This is a genomic window from Sphingomonas aestuarii (assembly GCF_054457155.1).
On the sequence record NZ_JBTKVV010000005.1, the window covers coordinates 205426 to 223306 of the forward strand.

The following is a 17881-nucleotide window of genomic DNA, read 5'->3' on the forward strand; positions in this document are numbered from 1 at the left end:
GCGCGAGGGTCTCTGCCGGGCCAAAAGCTCCATTCGTTTCGAGCGAAGTCGAGAAACGTGAGTGTGGCGTGCGGGCTACGTTTCTCGACTTCGCTCGAAACGAACGGGAAAACGGGGGAAGGGCAACAAACCCCCTAACGCAACCGCGCGACCGCCCGCGCCAGCATCACCACGGCCTGTTCGGCGACCACCGGCCCGGCATTGCCGCTCGCCATCACCGCGCGTTCGGCCTCGCGCAGCCGTTCCAGTCCGCGCGCCAGATGTGCGGAATCCCAGCGCCGGATTGCCCGCGCGGTCGCCTCTTTCTCTTTCCAGAACACCCGCGCCAGCACCTGATCGGCGGACGCGCCGCCCTCGATCTGAACCCGCATATCCGCAAGCGAAATCAATCGCTTGCCCATCTGGCGCAGCAGCGGCACCGGAGACGTGCCCGCACCAATCAGCATCCGCATTTCCTCGCCCAGCTGCGCCGCATCGCCCGCCACCAGCGCCTCGATCGCGCCGCCGAACTCGCCTTCATCTATGACCGCGCTGATCTCGCCGAGCACCATCGCATCGGCTTCTTTCGGCCGATCGGGACCGGCATCCAGATACAGTGCCAGCTTCTCGACCTCGCGGGTAATGATCGTCCGATCGGCACCGCACCCACGTGCCAGCGCGTCGGCGGCGTCGGTTGTCAGGCGAATGCCGTGGTCACGTGCGATGCCCGCCGCCAGCTTCGCCGCATCCGGTCCCTCGGGAAGATAGAGCGCCGCGGCCATCGCCCCCGGCGCGCCCTGCGCCAGTTTCACGATCTTGGCGGTGTTGCGCACCGCGGGCGCGATCGCGACCACTGGATTGCCCGCGCGGTCGGCGTTCAGCAGCAGCGTGAACGCCTCCAGCGATTCCTCGCCCGCCGCGCTCACGCGGATGTAGCGGCGTTCGCCGAACAGCGACATCGACGCGGCCTCGTCGGCCAGCACGCCGGGGCGGCTCTTGAGCGTGGCGCCGTCCAGATCGACGCGCTCCGCCTCGGTGCCCAGCGCGCGTCCCAGCAAATCGGCGAGTTCGTTCGCGGCCGCCTCGTCAGGCCCGTGAAGCAGATACAGCCGGATATCCTCGGGTGGCTTTTGCAGCCGGGCGCGGATTTCGTGGGCTTTGGCTTTCACGCCTCAGCCATTTTCACTGGACCTCTACACGCCGCGCATAGAGCGCGAGCCGGGCGACGATCTGGTCGGCGACGATCCCCGACAACCGTTCGAGCGCGGTGCGTTCCGCCGCGATCGTCGCATATTCCGAATCGACCACGTCGATCCCGGCGTCGGACCCTGCCGTATCGTCGATCAGCACCACGCCGCTCGTCGCATCGACCAGCTGATAGCGTGCGCGAAGCGTCCGCCGTTCGCGCGAAATACTGTCGTCGCGCCGGGTGCCCAGCCCGGTGATTTGGTCGTCGAGCACGATATCCAGCCGGTATCGCGGCCCCGATCCTTGCGGCACCGCACCCAGCCGGTCGCGCAGCGCCTGCGTCACCAGCCAGCCCGATTGCCCCTGGATCGGCGCGACATCGACATTGCCCAGCACCGCGCGCGCGCTTGTCCCCTGCGGCCCGCCGTAGAGCGGCTGAAGCCCGCAGGCGGTAAGGGCAGGGGCGACAAGCGCAATCAGCAGGGCGGCGCGTTTCATGCGACGATGTTCACCAGACGGTCGGGCACGACGATCACCTTTCGCGGGGTCTTGCCGTCCAACGCACGGACGATCTTTTCGGATGCCAGTGCTGCCGCTTCCGCCGCCTCCTTGTCCAGCCCCTTGGCCAGCGTCAGCGTGTCGCGCAGCTTGCCGTTGACCTGCACCGCGACGGTCACCTCGTCGTCGACCAGCAGGGCAGGGTCCACCATCGGCCAGTCGGCATCGGCGATCAGGCCGTCATTGCCCGCCGCCGCCCAGGCTTCCTCGGCAATGTGCGGCGCCATCGGCGCGACGAGTTTCAGCAGCGTACGGATCGCGTCGCTGCGGTCGGCAGAGGGCTGCGCCTTTTCCACCGCATTGGCGAGCGTGTAGAGCAGCGCCACGGCCTTGTTGAACTGCAACGCCTCAATCGCATCGGCAACGCCCTGCGTGGTGCGATGCGCGAGTTTGCGCAGTGCGATGTCGTCGCCGCTCGTCTCTGCAGACAACCCATCAAACAGCCGCCACAAGCGCTGTACGAACCGCCAAGCCCCCTCAATCCCCGCTTCGCTCCACGGCAGATCGCGCTCGGGCGGCGAATCCGACAGCATGAACCACCGCACCGCGTCCGCGCCATACTGATCGACGATCGGGCCGGGATCGACGGTATTCTTCTTCGATTTCGACATCTTCTCGACGCGGCCAACGCGGACGGGGTTCCCCGTCGACCGCTCGCGAAGCTGTCCATCGACGCGTTCGATATCGTCCGGTCCTACCCAATAAGTCTGGACCGTAGTCTGGCGCACACCATCGTCGGTTACACTGGCTGAAAACGGCTTTTCAGCACTGTAAGTTTCGTGCGTCACCATCCCTTGCGTGAACAGCCCGGCGAACGGCTCGGCCACATCTAGCCGTCCGATATGCTTCAATGCCCGCGTCCAGAACCGCGCGTAGAGCAGGTGGAGGATCGCATGCTCGACCCCGCCGATATACTGCCCGACCGGCAACCATTGTTCGGCCACCGCCTTATCGAACGGCTGGTCGTCGGGCTGGCTGGCGAAGCGGATGAAATACCAGCTCGAATCGACGAAGGTATCGAGCGTGTCGGTCTCGCGCCGCGCGGGCTGGCCGCATTTCGGGCAATCGACCTTGCCCCAGGTCGGATGGCGGTCGAGCGGGTTGCCGGGGATGTCGAACGACACATCCTGCGGCAGCACCACCGGCAATTGGTCCTTGGGCACCGGCACGACGCCGCACGCCTCGCAGTGGATGATCGGGATCGGCGTGCCCCAGTAACGCTGGCGCGACACGCCCCAGTCGCGCAGCCGCCAGACGGTCGTGCCCTTGCCCCAGCCTTCGCTTTCGGCACGCTCGATCACCGTACGCTTTGCATCGGCGACGTCCATGCCGTCCAGGAAATGCGAGTTGCACAGCGTTCCCGGCCCGGTCCACGCCTCGTTGCCCTCAAACTCCGGCGCATCCTCGCTGCCCTCGGACACCACGCGGCGCACCGGCAGCTCGTATTTGCGCGCAAAGTCCAGGTCGCGCTGGTCGTGCGCGGGCACCCCGAACACCGCGCCGGTGCCATATTCCATCAACACGAAATTAGCGATGTAAACCGGCAATTCTATCGATTTATCAAAGGGATGCGTCGCCGTGATGCCGGTATCGAATCCCAGCTTTTCCTGCGTTTCGATCTCCGCCGCGCTGGTCCCGCCCGCCTTGCACCGCTCGATGAAGGAAGCCGCATTTGGCTCACCTTCGGCTAAGCTTTGGGCGATCGGATGGTCCGCCGCGACCGCGACGAAGCTTGCACCAAAGATCGTGTCCGGTCGCGTGGTGAACACTTCGACGCTGCCACCGTCGGACAGTGCAAAGCTGAACTGCAAGCCCACCGATTTGCCGATCCAGTTCTCCTGCATCAGCTTCACCTTGTCGGGCCACTGGTCGAGCGTCGTCAGCCCGTCCAGCAACTCATCGGCGAAATCGGTGATCTTCAAAAACCACTGGTTTAGCTTGCGCCGCTCGACCAGCGCGCCCGACCGCCAGCCGCGCCCGTCGATCACCTGTTCGTTGGCGAGCACCGTCATGTCGACCGGATCCCAGTTGACCGCGCTTTCCTTGCGATAGACCAGACCCGCCTCGATCAGGTCGAGGAACAGCGCCTGTTCCTGGCCGTAATATTCCGGGTCGCAGGTCGCAAACTCACGCGTCCAGTCGAGCGCAAAGCCCAGCCGCTTGAGCTGCGCGCGCATCGAAGCGATATTCTCATAGGTCCAGGCGCCCGGATGGACCTTCTTTTCCATCGCCGCATTTTCAGCAGGCATCCCAAACGCATCCCATCCCATCGGATGGAGCACTTCGAAGCCGCGCATCCGGCGGAATCGCGCGAGCACGTCGCCCATCGTGTAATTGCGGACATGGCCCATATGGATGCGCCCCGATGGATAGGGAAACATCTCGAGCACATAGGATTTGGGCTTGGGGCTGTCGTCCCGCGCGGCAAAGGTGCGGCGTTCTTCCCAGACCGCCTGCCATGCCGCATCGGCCTTCAGCGCGTTGAAGCGCGACATGTTTGACCAACTCCGTTGGTGAAGGCGGTGCCAGCCCGCTCCCCCTCCCGACCTCCCAGATTTTATGTGAAGGTCAGGAGGAGAAGCGGGCTGGCACCGCGGAAATTAGGCTCAGTTCAGGATCGACGAGCGGCGGATGTCGCGGGCGCGCGTCAGGATGATGTCTTCCAGCTTCTGCACGGTCGCGGCCTGGACGGGCGCTTCGACCCATTGGCCGTTCTGGTTGACCTGGCGGCTGGTCGCGACGCGCAGCGCATCGGCACGCAGATCCTGGTCGAGGATCGACACCGTTACCTTCATGCGTTCGGTCGGCGTGGCCGGATTGACGTACCAGTCGGTGACGATCACGCCGCCGGCCGAATCGGTCTGGAGCAGCGGCATGAAGCTCAGCGTCTCCAGGCTGGCGCGCCACAGATAGCTATTCACGCCGATCGTCGTCACCTGCGACGCGGCCAGGTCGGCTGCCGGGCGGTCGTTTCCACCGGCGCAAGCGGCAAGGCCGAGCGCGAGCGACCCCAGAACAGCGAAACGCAAGCGGCGGATCATCGGCAATTCCTTAAACATACCATTCAGGGACGCATCTATAGAAGGTCGAGCATAACCCGCAAGCGTCGGCACAGCTGTGGACAAGCTGCAACAGTCGCGCACTAAATGGATTCCACCTGTGGAACAATCGCCTGCGCCTGTGGTAACGCTCAACACGAAGGCAGAGGGAATAGATGGACGTCAAACGCTGGATCGCAGGAGCAGGGCTCGGGGCGCTCGTCGCCGCCGCGTTCACGCTTGCGCCCGCGCTCAACGCCCAGCAAAATCGCGGTGCGGAGCGGCTTTCGACGCCGATTGCGCGCGGTATCGGCACCTTCACCCCCGCATCCGCCGATCCCAAACTCGCCGCCGTGCTGGCGCGTGCGGGGATGACCGGATCGGGTTTCCGCTTCACGCCGTCCGAATCGACTCGCCGATCGCCGCGCGACATCACCGTCGCGGTGCGTGCCCGCTCGAATCGCGCGGTGCGTGATGATCGCGTCGCCAGCGCGACCGAATCGGTCTCGCTCGCCCCCATTGCCTATAATCTCGGCGTATCGGTTGGGTGGAAGCGGTTTGCCGTCTCCGGCGACGTTGCCAGGATCGACATGGCCGGCCAACCCGGCAGCCGCGAAATGGCCGATATCGGCATCAGCTATACCGGCAACCGCGCCTCCGCTCGGATCAAGGCGGGGACCGAGCGCCCGACCGGCGACGTTCCGGCACTGGTCGCGGTCGATCCCAGCTATTCGATCGATGTCGGCAGCAGCTATTCGCTGACCCGCAATCTCGATGTCACCGCAGGCGTCCGATACAAATCCGAACGTGAGCGGCTGCCCCGCATCGCCGACGACCGCCGCGACAGCCAGGCGGTTTACGTAGGCACCGCCTTCCGCTTCTGACGATTGGCCGATCTTCGGCCCGTGCTGGGTTGCGAAGAACGGTTTTCTGCGCTTGCCTAGGCTTACGTGCCTGAAGCACGCTGCGCGCCGGTTCTCGAAAACCATCCTTCTCGCCACAGCCCGAACCGAAGCTCAACCAATCGTTTGCGACTCAAGCTGCGCTCAGGCTGAGTTTGTCGAAGCCTGTGGCTCAGAGAAATGCATCGATCCCCGCCCAGCCGTAGAGCCTCAGCCCGCGCAAGCGGCGAAACCTGTCCGTATCCATCCCGCCCAACGCTACCACAGGCATCCGGCTGCCCCGGACCATAAGCCCCAGACGTACAGGCCCCAGCGCGATCGCATTCGGATGCGAGCGGGTGGCAAAGACCGGAGACGCGAACACCAGATCGGCGCCGTGTCTTGTTGCAGCCACCAGCTCGCGCGGCGAGTGCACCGACCGGGTGACGATGCCATTTCCGCGCCGAGACTGATTGTGCACGCCGTCGGCGCGGCCCAGCCGATCGCTGCCCGCAACCACCAGCAGTAACCCGCGCCTTCGCGCGTAACGGGCGACTCGTTCCAACAGCGCCCGCCGCTTCTTCAACGGCAACGAATAATGGCGGAACACCACGCCGCCGCCACGCGGCAGGCGATCCAGCGCGTCCCACAGCCGATCGCCCATGCGGTCGTCGGTCATAAGCCAGATGCGGGGCAGGGGGTGGCGGCGACGCATTGCGCTTTCTATAGCGCGCCCCATGCAACCGCACGACCCCACCGCCGCCCTGACCGCCATACAAGATCGCATCGCCGCCGCCGCGCGCATTGCCCGGCGCAAGGGCGAGGATGTCACGCTGATCGCGGTGTCGAAGACTCATTCCGCCGATCGCATCCAGCCGCTGATCGACGCCGGCCAGCGCGTGTTCGGCGAGAATCGCGTGCAAGAAGCTGCCGACAAATGGCCGCGCTTGCGCGAAGCGACACCCAGAATCTTGCTCCACCTGATCGGCCAGCTCCAATCGAACAAGGCGGACGAGGCCGTCGCATTGTTCGACGCGATCCACTCGGTCGATCGCCCCTCGCTCGTCGCGGCGCTCGCCAAGGCAATGGATAAGGCGGACAGGCGCCCAGCCTGCTTCATTCAGGTCAATATCGGCGATGAGGACCAGAAGGGCGGCTGCGCGGTCGCCGACTTGCCCGCTTTGCTGACCGAAGCGCGCGCTGCCGATTTGCCGGTCGCCGGGCTGATGTGCCTGCCACCCGTATCGGTCGAACCCGCGCCCTATTTCGCGCTCTTGTCCAAGCTCGCGCGCGATCACGGTTTGCTCGGCCTCAGCATGGGCATGTCCGACGATTTCGAAAGCGCGGTGACGATCGGCGCGACGCATGTACGCATCGGCTCCGCACTGTTCGGCGCGCGCACGGCATGAGGTTCGATGGCATCCTCTTCGATTTCGACGGCGTTCTGCTGGAAAGCGAATATGCCGGGAACGCGCAAATCGCCGCGTGGCTGACCGATAACGGCCATCCGACCACGCCCGAAGAATCGATGCACCATTTCATGGGCCTCTCGGGCAGCGCGTTCACCGGTGCGATCGAACGCTGGATCGGTGGCCCTCTGCCCGATGGCTTTGCCGAGGCGCGCGCCGCGGAAGATGCGCGCGTGGTCGCCGAAGGATTGCCCAGCGTCGCGGGCGCCGTCGCCTTCGTCCAATCGCTGCCCGACGTGCTGCCGCGCGCGATCGTCTCGTCCAGCCGCACCCATTGGATCGACGCGCATCTGCGTCATCTGGGGCTACGCGACTGGTTCGGCGATCATCTCTATTCGGGTCATGAACATGTCGAACATGGCAAGCCCGCGCCGGACCTCTATCTCTACGCCGCCGACCGCATCGGCGTGCCGATCGAACGGCTGGCAGTGATCGAGGATTCACCGGTTGGCGCCAAGGGCGCGGTCGCGTCGGGCGCATATGTCATCGGGCTGTGCGCGGGATCGCATTGCCTGGCGGGGCACGACCGGCGGCTGCGCGATCTGGGTGTGCAGGCGATCGCGCATGATTTCGATGAGGTCGCGCGGCTGCTGTCGCTGTAACCGATGACCGAGGTTTCGCGATCGCTGGGTCTCGATTTCGGGACCACCAATTCGGTCGCCGCGCTGGCGTCGGGCGGGACGTCGGACATGGTGCTGCTCGAATCGCCTGCGGGACGCGAGGCGGTGTTCCGATCGGCGCTGTGCTTCTGGGAGGATGAGGGCGTGCGCGGCGGGATCGCGTCGGAAGCCGGGCCGTGGGCCATCGCCGAATATCTCGAATATCCCGAAGGCAGCCGGTTCATCCAGTCGTTCAAATCGGTCGCCGCCTCGGCCAGTTTCGAACATGCCAGCGTCTTTCAGCGGCGGTATCGGTTCGAGGAACTGGGTCGATTGTTGCTCGACAAGATGCGCGATCGGGCAGGCGGCGCATTCGATGGCGTATCGCGGATCGTGGTCGGCCGTCCGGTCGAATATGCCGGTCATGCGCCCGACGAAGCGCTGGCGCGCGAACGCTATGATGCGATGTTCGCCGGGTTGGGGGTTGAGGCGCATTATGTCTTCGAACCGTTGGGCGCGGCGTTCAGCTATGCGTCGAGTCTGGACGCGGCAGCGACGATCCTGGTCGCCGATTTCGGCGGCGGGACCAGCGATTTTTCCGTCGTGCGGATCGCGGCGCCGGGGGCGGCCAAGCGCTGCGTCCCGCTGGGCCATGCGGGGGTCGGCATCGCGGGCGACCGGTTCGACTACCGCATCGTCGACCACCTCGTGCTGCCGCTCTTGGGCAAAGGCGGGGAATATCGGTCGTTCGACAAGATCCTGGAGATCCCCGGCGGCTATTTCGCCGACTTCGGCGACTGGTCGCGGCTGGCGCTGATGCGCAACCGACGGACGCTGGGCGAACTCGACAAATTGCGCCGCGCAGCGATCGACCCCGACTCCATCGCCCGGATGATCGCGGTGATCGAGCAGGAACTGGGGTTTCGCCTTTACGATGCGGTGGGCCAGGCCAAGCGGGCGCTATCGTCGGCAGAGGAGACTAGGTTCGCGTTCAGCGGCGCGGGGTTGAGCATCGAAGCCCCGCTGACCCGCGCCGATTTCGAACGCTGGATTGCGTCCGACATCGTCCGCATCGAAGCGGCGGTCGACCGCGCGCTCGAACGGTCTGGGGTTGAGGCTGCGGGCATCGATCGGGTGTTCCTGACCGGCGGATCGTCGCTGATCCCGCGTATCCGCCGGATTTTCGAGGCGCGGTTTGGGAGCGAACGGATCGCTGGCGGCAATGAACTGACGTCGATCGCCCACGGCCTCGCGCTGATCGGCGAGCAGGACGACCTGACCGAATGGGCGGCATAGCGGCTACAGCTGATGCCCGGTGCGGTCGCGCTTGGTCGCCAGATAATGTTCGTTGTGTGGATTGGGCGGCAGGTGATGGGGCACGCGTTGGATCACAGTAACGCCCGCACGCTCCAGCCCGTAGACCTTTTCGGGATTGTTGGTCAGCAGCCGCACCCGGTCCTGCCCAAGTAGTTTCAGCATCCGTGCGGCCACCCCGAAATCGCGGGCGTCGATCGCGAAGCCCAGCCGGGTGTTGGCGTCCACCGTGTCGAACCCCTGATCCTGAAGCGCATAGGCGCGCAGCTTGTTGACGAGGCCGATCCCGCGTCCTTCCTGTCGCAGATAGAGGAGGATGCCCCAGCCGCTCGCCGCAATCTTGCGGATCGCGGCGTGGAGTTGCGGCCCGCAATCGCATTTCAGGCTGCCCAGCACGTCGCCGGTCAGACATTCGCTGTGCAGGCGAACGAGCGGTGGCGCGCCTGTCGGCTGGCCGATGAGCAACGCGATGTGCTCGCCGGCGGCGTCGGGGGTGCGGAAGGCGACGATCTCTGCATCCTCGGCACCCGCTACGGGCAAGCGGGCGCGGGCCGCGATTTCGAGGCGGCCCGAATCCTCGTGCGCGGCGATGTCGGCGGGGGTGATCGCGTCGCTGGTGTCAAGGCGGACCCGCGCGAACCAGGCGGGAAGGAGGCCCGCGATCCGCGCCAGGTCGAGCGCGGCGCGCGCGGCTTCCTGTGCCGTCAGCGGTACGCTGCGAAATGGTCCCTTGAGCGGGGTCGCCAGGTCGAACTGCGGATCGGCGAGCGCGGTCGCGGCGTCGAAATCGAGCCAGGGTGTGCGCTGGATGGCGACGGGGGCGACCGGATCGGCTGCGTCGCGCTGGTTGGCGAGTTTGAGGGTGGTAGCGCGCCCGGCCGACAGCAGTATGAACGCTTCGCCGGTGGAATCGAAGGCTGCGAGCCGATTCGTGTCGGCGGTTTCGATTGCTAGCAGTTCGAGCACGCCGTTGGAGCCCGCGATTGCGATCGGCCAGCCGCGGCGGGCGGCGTCGATGGCGCGGGCGACGGCGCGCGGGTCGCTCACAGGACGAACTCGGTCAGGATCGGGATGTGGTCGGAGGGTTTGAGCCAGCTGCGGCACGGCTCGTACACGCGGTGCGCCACCGCCTTGTCCGCGACCGAGCGTGAGGCCCACATATGGTCGAGCCGCCGGCCGCGGTCGGACGCGGCCCAATCCTTCGCGCGGTAGCTCCACCAGGTGTAGAGCCGTTCGGGCGCGGGGACGAACTTGCGGCCGAGATCGACCCAGTCGTTGGCGGCCTGCAACTGCGCCAGTGCCTCGACCTCCACGGGCGTATGGCTAACGACGTCGAGCAGTTGCTTGTGGCTCCACACGTCGCTTTCGAGCGGTGCGATGTTGAAATCGCCGGTGAGGATGACGGGCAGGTCGCCCAATCCTTCGGACCAGCGGGTCATGCGCTCCAGAAAATCGAGCTTCTGCCCGAATTTGGGGTTCGCCTCGCGGTCGGGAATGTCGCCGCCCGCGGGGACATAGACGTTCTCGAGGCGGAGGCCATTGGCGAGGCGGACGCCGATATGGCGGGCTTCGCCATTGGCCTGCCAGTCGAGCCGATCGTCCTCGGTAAAGGGAATGCGGCTGAGAATGGCGACGCCGTGATGCATTTTCTGGCCATGGATGGCGATGTGTTCATAGCCGAGCGCGCGAAGCGGCGCGTGCGGGAAATCGCCGTTGATGACCTTTGTTTCCTGAAGGCACAGGACGTCGGGGGCGGCTTCGCGCAGGAATTGCTGGACGATGTCCATGCGGAACCGCACCGAATTGATGTTCCACGACGCAATGCTGATCTTCTCGCTCATCGCCCGGCGATGTAGCCAGACGCGCGGGGAAGCGCCAGTGGCGAGGCGCCAGTGTCGAGGCGCCAGTGCCGAGGCGGACGTGCAGGTAAGGGACGAGCGATGAGCGTGCGTGAGGATCGGCAGATCGGGGCGATGATCGCGGAGATGCTAGCGGCGCGGCGGCCGGACGCGACTTTATGCCCCAGCGAAGTCGCGCGGGCGCTGGCGGGGGAAGACGGCGACTGGCGCGCGCGGATGGGGGAGGTCCATTCGGCGGTCGATGGACTGGTCGCTGCGGGGGCGGTGCGGTTGAGCTGGAAAGGCGCTGCGATGGCGGCGCGGGGTGGGCCGTACCGGATCGGGCGTGTCGGGAATCGGGACGAGGACGGCTGAGCGGGATGAACGCGGCGAGCGCGTCGCCGCCCAGGGGTCAGCGGACCTGTTCGACGGTGAGCGATCCGGCGGGGAGCGGGCGGCAGAGTTCGGACGCGGGGGCCGACCCGTCGAGCCAGCGGGCATAATCGGGCGGGGTCAGGACGACGACCTGGCGATCATGGTAGGGGGCGATGTCGGGGCCGGGCGGGCAGGTGAGCATCGCCCATGCCTCCCCCACGGTCGCGTCCGCTTTCCACACCCCGGCGATGCAGAACCAGTCATGGCCCGCAAGCGTGAAGGCCCATTTGGATTTGAGCGGCTTCTTCGCCGGTTTGGGCGCGTCCGCTGCAGGGGCGGGGGGATCGGTGAATTCGAAAAAGCCATCGACGGGGATCAGACAGCGGCCGCCAGTGGCACTGTTGGTCAGGGTGCGGCCATCGGAGCGGAAATTATAGACGGGCCGCCCGCCGCCCCCGCCGCGTGCGGGCGCGGGCCAGCTCCAGCGGCGCGTGACCATTTCGGCGGTCAGCGGCGCGGCGGGATCGGCGGGGGCGCTGTCGGATCGGTCGGCGCGGGTGCGGACGATTTCCAGCCGGTCGGTGATGCGGATCGAATCGAGGGGCGCGAAATTGGGCACGCCTTCGGGAAAGTCGAGCGCTATGCGGGTTTCGCTAAAGTCGCGGATGAGCTTTGCGATCTGAGTGCGGCGATAGGCTTCGTTGCACATGGCGGGAGGGTAGCGGGGTTGGGTGCGTGATTGAAGGATGCCCTGGATCGACACGGCGATGAAAGAACGCCGCATTGACATTGGACAAGTCGTTGTCCACATTGGCTGCATGCAAACCGTCAGCTATTCCGAAGCCCGCGAAAATCTGAAGTCGATGATCGACAAGGTGGTCGCAGACCGCGCGCCCTTGGCCATCACGCGCCAGCGTGGTGAGGGGGCAGTGTTGATTTCCGCAAGCGAATGGGCGTCGATCGAAGAGACGCTATACCTGCTGCGGTCGCCCGCCAACGCGAAGCGGCTGATGGACGGGATCGCGCGCCTGGATGCCGGTGAGGGCGAGGAGCACGAGCTGGTACGTCCGTGAAGCTGGTATGGGATCGCGACGCCTGGCTCGAATATGTCGCATGGCAAGCCGAGGACGCCAAAGTAGTGGCGCGGATCAATGCGCTGATTGGCGAGTGCCTGCGCGATCCGTTTCGCGGGATGGGTAAGCCGGAACCATTGAAGCAGAATTTGAGCGGATGGTGGTCACGCCGGATCAATAGCGAGCATCGGCTGGTGTATCGGGTCAGCGGCAGTGGCGGGGCACAAGCGCTGGAGGTGCTAAGCTGTCGGTATCATTATTGAATTGCGGATAAGGCCCCCGAAACTCATTTCGGCAGTCAGCGGCGCGGCGGGATCGGCGGGATCGGCGGGGGCGCTGTCGGAGCGGTCGGCGCGGGTGCGGACGATTTCCAGCCGGTCGGTGATGCGGATCGAATCGAGGGGCGCGAAATTGGGCACGCCCTCAGGAAAGTCGAGCGCGACGCGGGTTTCGCCGAAGTCGCGGATCAGCTTGGCGATCTGGCTGCGGCGATAGGCTTCGTTGCACATGGCGGGAGGGTAGCGGGGTTCGGCGGGTGATTGAAGGGCGGCGAGGTCGCGTTCTGGGCGACGGCGTGGGAAGATCATCGCCATTGGAAGAAGTATGATGCCCGGATGCTGGATAAGCTGAACAGGTTGATCCAGGAATGCCGGGGCACCCATTCAAAAGTACCGGAAAGCTTAAGGCGCTGGGTCGCAATTCATCAGGCTCGCGGTGGAGGCGGATCAATCAGGAGCATCAACTGGCGTGTTGGGCAACCCGGAGTGGGATAGAGCAGATGCTCCCGGCGACGAAACGTCAATATCACGGACGCAAAATAAACTTCGAGTGGCCACTAATGAATAGCTCGGTATCAGCCGTCATTGACAATTGGATTAATTATGCCGGATTTAATTCCGAAAAACACATCGCGTTCTTCTCTGCCATGAATATTGAATGCAGCAATATGATAATGGCGCTCTTTAACTGAATCTGACCTTAAATAGAATGGTAACTCATCAAAGCAGAACTCTGCTATAACCCCAGCCATGTCCTTGTCGTAGCACTGCTGCAGTATCTTTAAGTTCGTTGAAGGAAAGCTATTTTTAAATGTCTTATTATATTTAGGCTGAAAATACCGAATTAACGCCGCCTCGTAAAGAGATACTTGCTGCGCCTCCGTCGTATTGAACAGGCTATCTAAGGCCGCGTCCATGCGGGAGCCATCCTTATCCCGCTCTGCCGCCCACGGATTGAATATTGTCATCATTCGAGTGTTTGGCTGGACTTCGATTAAAACAACTTCAAGTCTCTGATTCTCGGGGGGTGCGGTGAGGGCGATGCGCTGAAGCGTCTCGTGTTTAGTCAATCTATCAAGCGCATTTCTAGAACCATCCTCTCCATATGCCTGTCCGATATACTGGACATCAAAAAGAATTGGGTTTTCGGAATTTAGTCGAAAGATCGAAGCCTCTACCCCAGGGAAAGTACGATTACCGCGATCATCTTCAACCCAAAACTCTTCACCATCACGCCTCAAACTTGCCCTTGGTGGAAGTTTCCATTTAAGCTGTTGTGACAAACCGCCAACAAGAAAATTTGTAACCAATGACCCATCGACTTGATCAGCACTCTCCAGTCGGACAATTGGCACATAGCCAATTAAATATACATGGCATTTTTTAATTATTTCTCCATGTAGCTTGGTCAATTCTGGATTGTATAGTTCCTTTGCTGGAAAATGAACGTAACTATACGCAAATATATCTAAAGCGTGTTCAATTTCGAACAACTTTTTATCAAACAAATTCGGCAAAGAGGGATTTTTCATCACACAAAATTCCCGATCACAAACAATTTTGAGCTTATACAGTTGCTACTGATCGCGAAATGACGAGAAAATCAATTATATTTACCTAATCCCGCTCCCGGTCCCCAGCGCCCATATACAGTTCGCTTCCCGTTTCCTTGAACACTTCGCTCATCGCCGCCATCCCCGCTTCCGCTTCCTCAACGGTGGTTGGGGCTTGTGGTGAGCCCCCTCCACCATTCGGCAAAGCCGAATGGCCCCCCTCCCCGTGCCGGGGAGGATTTGCCGCCAGGAAGCTGTCGGCGCTCTGGTTCTGCTTGGCGGCGAAGTCGCGGACTTCTTGGGTGATCTTCATCGAGCAGAATTTGGGGCCGCACATCGAGCAGAAGTGCGCGGTCTTGGCGCCTTCGGCTGGCAGCGTCTGGTCGTGATATTGCTCGGCGGTGTCGGGGTCGAGCGACAGGTTGAACTGGTCGCGCCAGCGGAAGTCGAAGCGGGCGCGGCTTAGCGCGTTGTCGCGCATCTGGGCGGCGGGATGCCCCTTGGCGAGATCGGCGGCGTGGGCGGCAAGCTTGTAGGTCACCACGCCGACCTTCACATCGTCGCGGTCTGGCAGGCCCAAATGCTCCTTGGGCGTGACGTAGCAAAGCATCGCGGTGCCGTACCAGCCGATCATCGCCGCACCGATGCCGCTGGTGATGTGGTCGTAGCCCGGCGCGATGTCGGTGGTGAGCGGCCCGAGCGTGTAGAAGGGGGCTTCGCCGCACGCCTCAAGCTGCTTGTCCATATTCTCCTTGATCTTGTGCATCGGCACATGGCCGGGGCCTTCGATCATCACCTGAACATCCTGTTCCCAGGCGCGCTTGGTCAGTTCGCCCAGCGTGTAGAGTTCGGCGAATTGCGCTTCGTCGTTTGCGTCGGCGATGCTGCCGGGGCGGAGACCATCGCCCAGGCTGTAGGCGATGTCATAGGCTTTGCAGATTTCGGTGATGTCGTCGAAATGTTCATAGAGGAACGATTCCTTGTGATGGCTGAGGCACCATTTCGCCATGATCGAGCCGCCGCGCGACACGATGCCGGTCACGCGCTTTGCCGTCATCGGGATATAGGGCAGGCGGACGCCGGCATGGATGGTGAAGTAATCCACGCCCTGTTCGGCCTGTTCGATGAGCGTGTCGCGGAAGATTTCCCAGGTCAGTTCCTCGGCAATGCCGCCGACCTTTTCCAGCGCCTGATAAATGGGGACGGTGCCGATCGGGACGGGTGAGTTGCGCAGGATCCATTCGCGGGTGTCGTGGATGTTGCGGCCGGTGGAGAGGTCCATGACGGTGTCCGCGCCCCAGCGGATCGACCAGACCATCTTGTCGACCTCTGCCGCGACGTCCGATGCAACCGCGCTGTTGCCGATATTGGCGTTGATCTTGACCAGGAAATTGCGGCCGATCGCCATCGGTTCGGATTCGGGGTGGTTGATGTTGTTGGGGATGATCGCGCGGCCGCGGGCAACTTCGTCGCGCACGAACTCAGGCGTGACGAAATCGGGGATGGCGGCGCCGAAGCTTTCGCCGTCGCGGACATATTCGGCGAGCCGCTGGCGGCCGAGATTTTCGCGGGTGGCGACATATTCCATCTCGGGCGTGATGATGCCTTGGCGGGCATAGTGCATCTGGCTGACGTTCATGCCGGGTTTGGCGCGCAGCACGCGTTTGCGGACATTGGGGAAGGGCTGGACGCCGCCCGAACGGTCGGGGCCGAGCTGGCCGTTATCTTCGGGCTTCGTCTCGCGCTGGGCGACTTCCTCGACATCGCCGCGGTCGCGAATCCAGTCGCGGCGCAGTTCGAGGAGGCCCGCCATGATGTCGATGCGGGCATTGGGATCGCTGTAGGGGCCGCTGGTGTCGTAGACACGCAAGGGCGGCTCGCCCGAAGAGGGTTCGAGGTCGATTTCGCGCATCGCGACATTGTATTTGCCGACATGGACCTTGCGGCTGCCGCGGATCGGGCCTGTCGTTACCTTGAGTTCGGTGCGTGCGGGGATGTCAGCCATGATGTTCCACTCCATTCGGAGGAAACGGGCCGTGGGATTTGGACCGCTCCCTCCCTACGCCGGTGTCAGCCGGATCAGGTTCAGCGGGTCTTGGCATCAGCCAACTCTCAACCGCTCATGCGCGGTCCCCCGGGGATGGGAGTGTTCTAGGCGTCGTTGTCGGTGCTGTCGAGCGCGGCGTACCAGTCGGCATAGGGGGTGTTCTTGGCGAGGTGGCGGTTCCAGTCCTTGGCGCCGTCGTCCCACCACACCGGGCCGCGTTCGCCCAAGCGCCGTTTGGCGGCATCGACGCGAGCGCGGGCGTCGGGTTCCTTTTCGCGGACGGCGCGGCGGGCGGCCATGAGGTCGCGGACCAGCTGCTCGCGGGACTCTTCGGACAAGGCGGGATTGCTCATCCGCCACAAACGCCCGCGCACGACGAAATAGCGACCGTCGGGGGTGACCGGATGGCCGCCCGCGCGTGCGCTCACAGCATGTATTTCATGCGGACTTGCTGGCGGGTGGGGCCGGTGATCTCAAACCGGGCGGCGCTGAATTTGGGCGGGCCGAAGCGGATCGCGGGGTTTTGCGAAAATCCGAATCCTTCGCGCGGGATGCCGGCGAAGGTGTCGAGTTTCGCGTTGCCGTTTTCGTCGTGGATCACGGCAAGCGCATAACGGCCGGGGGGGAGCCCCTCGAACGCCATGGCGTGCTGGCGCGCGGGCACCGTCTTGGTCGAGGCGCGGGCGTCGTCGACGCAATTGGGGAAATTGTCGGGATCGGCGGTCAGGCAGACCTGGATCAGCCCCTTGGCCGACCTTAGCCCAGCGACATCGACGTCAAGCCGCGCGGTGGGGCTCGCTCCGGGCAGCATCGCCACGATGATGAGGGCCGCGCCCAGCCTGCGCAGCAGCCGCTCGGTCGGCCCGACGGCGAGCAGCATCGAAATCGCCGAGGCCATCGTCGGTGCCGCAGACGCGGTCCCAGAAGCGGAAATAGAGGCCATAGTTACATCCGTACCGTTCATGGTGCCGCTGATGATGGCTGGCGGTGATCAGCCAGTTCCCCAATGGCCCCTTCCACATGAACCGGGGAAAAACCTCCCACCCCATGTGATTGGTCACCCCCATAACCGTCATTACCGCCAGCACAAAGCCGAGGGCGGCGACATGGATGGGAATGACGAACACCAGTAGCGGAATTACCACAGCCCCGGTCAGCGCCTCGATCGGGTGAAACGCCATCGCCGCCCAGGCGGTCGGCGGGCGGCTGGCATGGTGGACGGCATGGGCCATGCGGAACGGACGGGGCCGATGCATCCAGCGGTGGGTCCAGTAGAACCAGGTGTCGTGCGCGAAGAGATAGGCGAGCACGGACACGGGCACGTACCAGAGCGGGTATGTCGAGATTTCGGTGTAGATCGCGGTCCACCCGTGATTCTGCCAGCCCCAGGCGACGATCCCGGCGGGAATGCCGTAGATCGCGGCGGAAGCGAGGCTCCAGCCGATTTCCTTGCGCATCTGCACGTCGAGGCCGGTGTAGAGACCGGGATGTTTGAGCCGCGTGGCCCAGGCGAAGCCGCCCGATGCGATGAGATAGCGCACACCCACGATCAGGGTCATCGCGAAAGCGGACAGGGCGATGGCGAGGGCGGCGGACATGGGGCGTGTTTAGGCGGTTTTGCGGGCTAGCGGTAGGGGATCGCGTGAGGAACCAGGGCCGTTGGTTTCGATCAAAGTCGAGAAACGCGGTTT

The 17881-nt window shown here is 63.9% G+C and carries 21 protein-coding genes and 1 riboswitch; of the genes, 7 read left to right on the plus strand and 14 right to left on the minus strand.

The annotated features are described in order from the left end of the window. Positions 1-134: 134 nt before the first annotated feature. The 4 genes from holA to ACX0GZ_RS11735 form a co-directional block, all read right to left on the minus strand. A complete protein-coding gene (gene holA, locus ACX0GZ_RS11720) occupies positions 135-1148 on the minus strand; it encodes a DNA polymerase III subunit delta (RefSeq protein WP_458816609.1) in 1014 nt (337 codons plus the stop codon). A gap of 13 nt (positions 1149-1161) precedes the next feature. Beyond that, complete coding sequence (gene lptE, locus ACX0GZ_RS11725) at positions 1162-1665, minus strand: LPS assembly lipoprotein LptE (protein ID WP_458816611.1); 504 nt, start codon at positions 1663-1665, stop codon at positions 1162-1164. Continuing rightward, entirely contained in the window at positions 1662-4220 is a 2559-nt protein-coding gene (gene leuS / locus ACX0GZ_RS11730) for a leucine--tRNA ligase (protein WP_458816613.1), read from the minus strand. The genes lptE and leuS overlap by 4 nt, the downstream gene beginning before the upstream one ends. A gap of 111 nt (positions 4221-4331) precedes the next feature. Then, positions 4332-4766: a DUF3576 domain-containing protein gene (locus ACX0GZ_RS11735; RefSeq protein ID WP_458816615.1), complete on the minus strand. Its 435-nt coding sequence runs from the start codon at positions 4764-4766 to the stop codon at positions 4332-4334. Between the two features lie 173 nt (positions 4767-4939). Here ACX0GZ_RS11735 and ACX0GZ_RS11740 point away from each other — a divergent pair, with 173 nt between their 5' ends. Further along, a complete protein-coding gene (locus ACX0GZ_RS11740; protein ID WP_458816617.1) occupies positions 4940-5647 on the plus strand; it encodes a hypothetical protein in 708 nt (235 codons plus the stop codon). Positions 5648-5837: 190 nt separating this feature from the next. Here ACX0GZ_RS11740 and ACX0GZ_RS11745 read toward each other — a convergent pair whose 3' ends face one another. Next, complete coding sequence (locus ACX0GZ_RS11745; RefSeq protein WP_458816619.1) at positions 5838-6323, minus strand: thiamine phosphate synthase; 486 nt, start codon at positions 6321-6323, stop codon at positions 5838-5840. A gap of 58 nt (positions 6324-6381) precedes the next feature. Between ACX0GZ_RS11745 and ACX0GZ_RS11750 the strand changes: the two genes are divergently transcribed. Genes ACX0GZ_RS11750 through ACX0GZ_RS11760 form a run of 3 tightly spaced genes read left to right on the plus strand, consistent with a single transcriptional unit; the run spans position 6382 to position 9008 of the window. After that, positions 6382-7053, plus strand: a complete 672-nt coding sequence (locus ACX0GZ_RS11750; RefSeq protein WP_458816621.1) for a YggS family pyridoxal phosphate-dependent enzyme — start codon at positions 6382-6384, stop codon at positions 7051-7053. Then, positions 7050-7715, plus strand: coding sequence for an HAD family hydrolase (locus ACX0GZ_RS11755; protein ID WP_458816623.1), 666 nt, complete (start codon positions 7050-7052; stop codon positions 7713-7715). Before ACX0GZ_RS11750 ends, ACX0GZ_RS11755 begins: the two co-directional genes overlap by 4 nt. 3 nt (positions 7716-7718) lie before the next feature. Further along, the gene (locus ACX0GZ_RS11760; RefSeq protein ID WP_458816625.1) at positions 7719-9008 is read left to right on the plus strand and encodes an Hsp70 family protein; all 1290 of its coding nucleotides are present in this window, start codon (positions 7719-7721) and stop codon (positions 9006-9008) included. A 3-nt stretch (positions 9009-9011) separates the two neighbouring features. Here the strand turns inward: ACX0GZ_RS11760 and ribA are convergent, their stop codons facing one another. Next, positions 9012-10073 carry a GTP cyclohydrolase II gene (ribA, locus tag ACX0GZ_RS11765; RefSeq protein ID WP_458816627.1) on the minus strand — a complete coding sequence of 354 codons (1062 nt, stop codon included), beginning with the start codon at positions 10071-10073 and terminating at the stop codon, positions 9012-9014. Then, the gene (locus ACX0GZ_RS11770) at positions 10070-10867 is read right to left on the minus strand and encodes an exodeoxyribonuclease III (RefSeq protein WP_458816629.1); all 798 of its coding nucleotides are present in this window, start codon (positions 10865-10867) and stop codon (positions 10070-10072) included. The genes ribA and ACX0GZ_RS11770 overlap by 4 nt, the downstream gene beginning before the upstream one ends. Before the next feature lie 99 nt (positions 10868-10966). Here ACX0GZ_RS11770 and ACX0GZ_RS11775 point away from each other — a divergent pair, with 99 nt between their 5' ends. Continuing rightward, positions 10967-11239 carry a DUF3253 domain-containing protein gene (locus tag ACX0GZ_RS11775; protein WP_458816631.1) on the plus strand — a complete coding sequence of 91 codons (273 nt, stop codon included), beginning with the start codon at positions 10967-10969 and terminating at the stop codon, positions 11237-11239. 37 nt (positions 11240-11276) lie between these two features. Here the strand turns inward: ACX0GZ_RS11775 and ACX0GZ_RS11780 are convergent, their stop codons facing one another. After that, on the minus strand, positions 11277-12023 hold the full coding sequence (locus ACX0GZ_RS11780) for an SOS response-associated peptidase family protein (protein ID WP_458816633.1): 747 nt from the start codon (positions 12021-12023) through the stop codon (positions 11277-11279). 34 nt (positions 12024-12057) lie between these two features. Between ACX0GZ_RS11780 and ACX0GZ_RS11785 the strand changes: the two genes are divergently transcribed. Further along, on the plus strand, positions 12058-12312 hold the full coding sequence (locus tag ACX0GZ_RS11785; RefSeq protein WP_458816635.1) for a type II toxin-antitoxin system Phd/YefM family antitoxin: 255 nt from the start codon (positions 12058-12060) through the stop codon (positions 12310-12312). After that, positions 12309-12575, plus strand: a complete 267-nt coding sequence (locus tag ACX0GZ_RS11790) for a Txe/YoeB family addiction module toxin (RefSeq protein WP_458816637.1) — start codon at positions 12309-12311, stop codon at positions 12573-12575. The genes ACX0GZ_RS11785 and ACX0GZ_RS11790 overlap by 4 nt, the downstream gene beginning before the upstream one ends. On the opposite strand, the gene ACX0GZ_RS11795 is transcribed toward ACX0GZ_RS11790, so the two are convergent. The 6 genes from ACX0GZ_RS11795 to ACX0GZ_RS11820 all read right to left on the minus strand — a co-directional run bounded on the left by ACX0GZ_RS11795 (position 12552) and on the right by ACX0GZ_RS11820 (position 17788). Next, on the minus strand, positions 12552-12899 hold the full coding sequence (locus tag ACX0GZ_RS11795; RefSeq protein WP_458816639.1) for a hypothetical protein: 348 nt from the start codon (positions 12897-12899) through the stop codon (positions 12552-12554). The genes ACX0GZ_RS11790 and ACX0GZ_RS11795 overlap by 24 nt on opposite strands. A gap of 266 nt (positions 12900-13165) precedes the next feature. Next, on the minus strand, positions 13166-14122 hold the full coding sequence (locus ACX0GZ_RS11800) for a hypothetical protein (RefSeq protein ID WP_458816641.1): 957 nt from the start codon (positions 14120-14122) through the stop codon (positions 13166-13168). An 85-nt stretch (positions 14123-14207) separates the two neighbouring features. Further along, on the minus strand, positions 14208-16148 hold the full coding sequence (thiC, locus tag ACX0GZ_RS11805; protein WP_458816643.1) for a phosphomethylpyrimidine synthase ThiC: 1941 nt from the start codon (positions 16146-16148) through the stop codon (positions 14208-14210). A gap of 34 nt (positions 16149-16182) precedes the next feature. Beyond that, positions 16183-16290: riboswitch (TPP riboswitch) on the minus strand. A gap of 4 nt (positions 16291-16294) precedes the next feature. Then, positions 16295-16618, minus strand: coding sequence for a hypothetical protein (locus ACX0GZ_RS11810; RefSeq protein WP_458816645.1), 324 nt, complete (start codon positions 16616-16618; stop codon positions 16295-16297). After that, entirely contained in the window at positions 16615-17001 is a 387-nt protein-coding gene (locus ACX0GZ_RS11815) for a DUF2141 domain-containing protein (RefSeq protein ID WP_458816647.1), read from the minus strand. Before ACX0GZ_RS11815 ends, ACX0GZ_RS11810 begins: the two co-directional genes overlap by 4 nt. After that, positions 16967-17788 (minus strand): sterol desaturase family protein, encoded by an 822-nt coding sequence (locus tag ACX0GZ_RS11820; RefSeq protein WP_458816649.1) that lies wholly within the window; start codon positions 17786-17788, stop codon positions 16967-16969. The genes ACX0GZ_RS11815 and ACX0GZ_RS11820 overlap by 35 nt, the downstream gene beginning before the upstream one ends. Between the last annotated feature and the right edge of the window lie 93 nt (positions 17789-17881).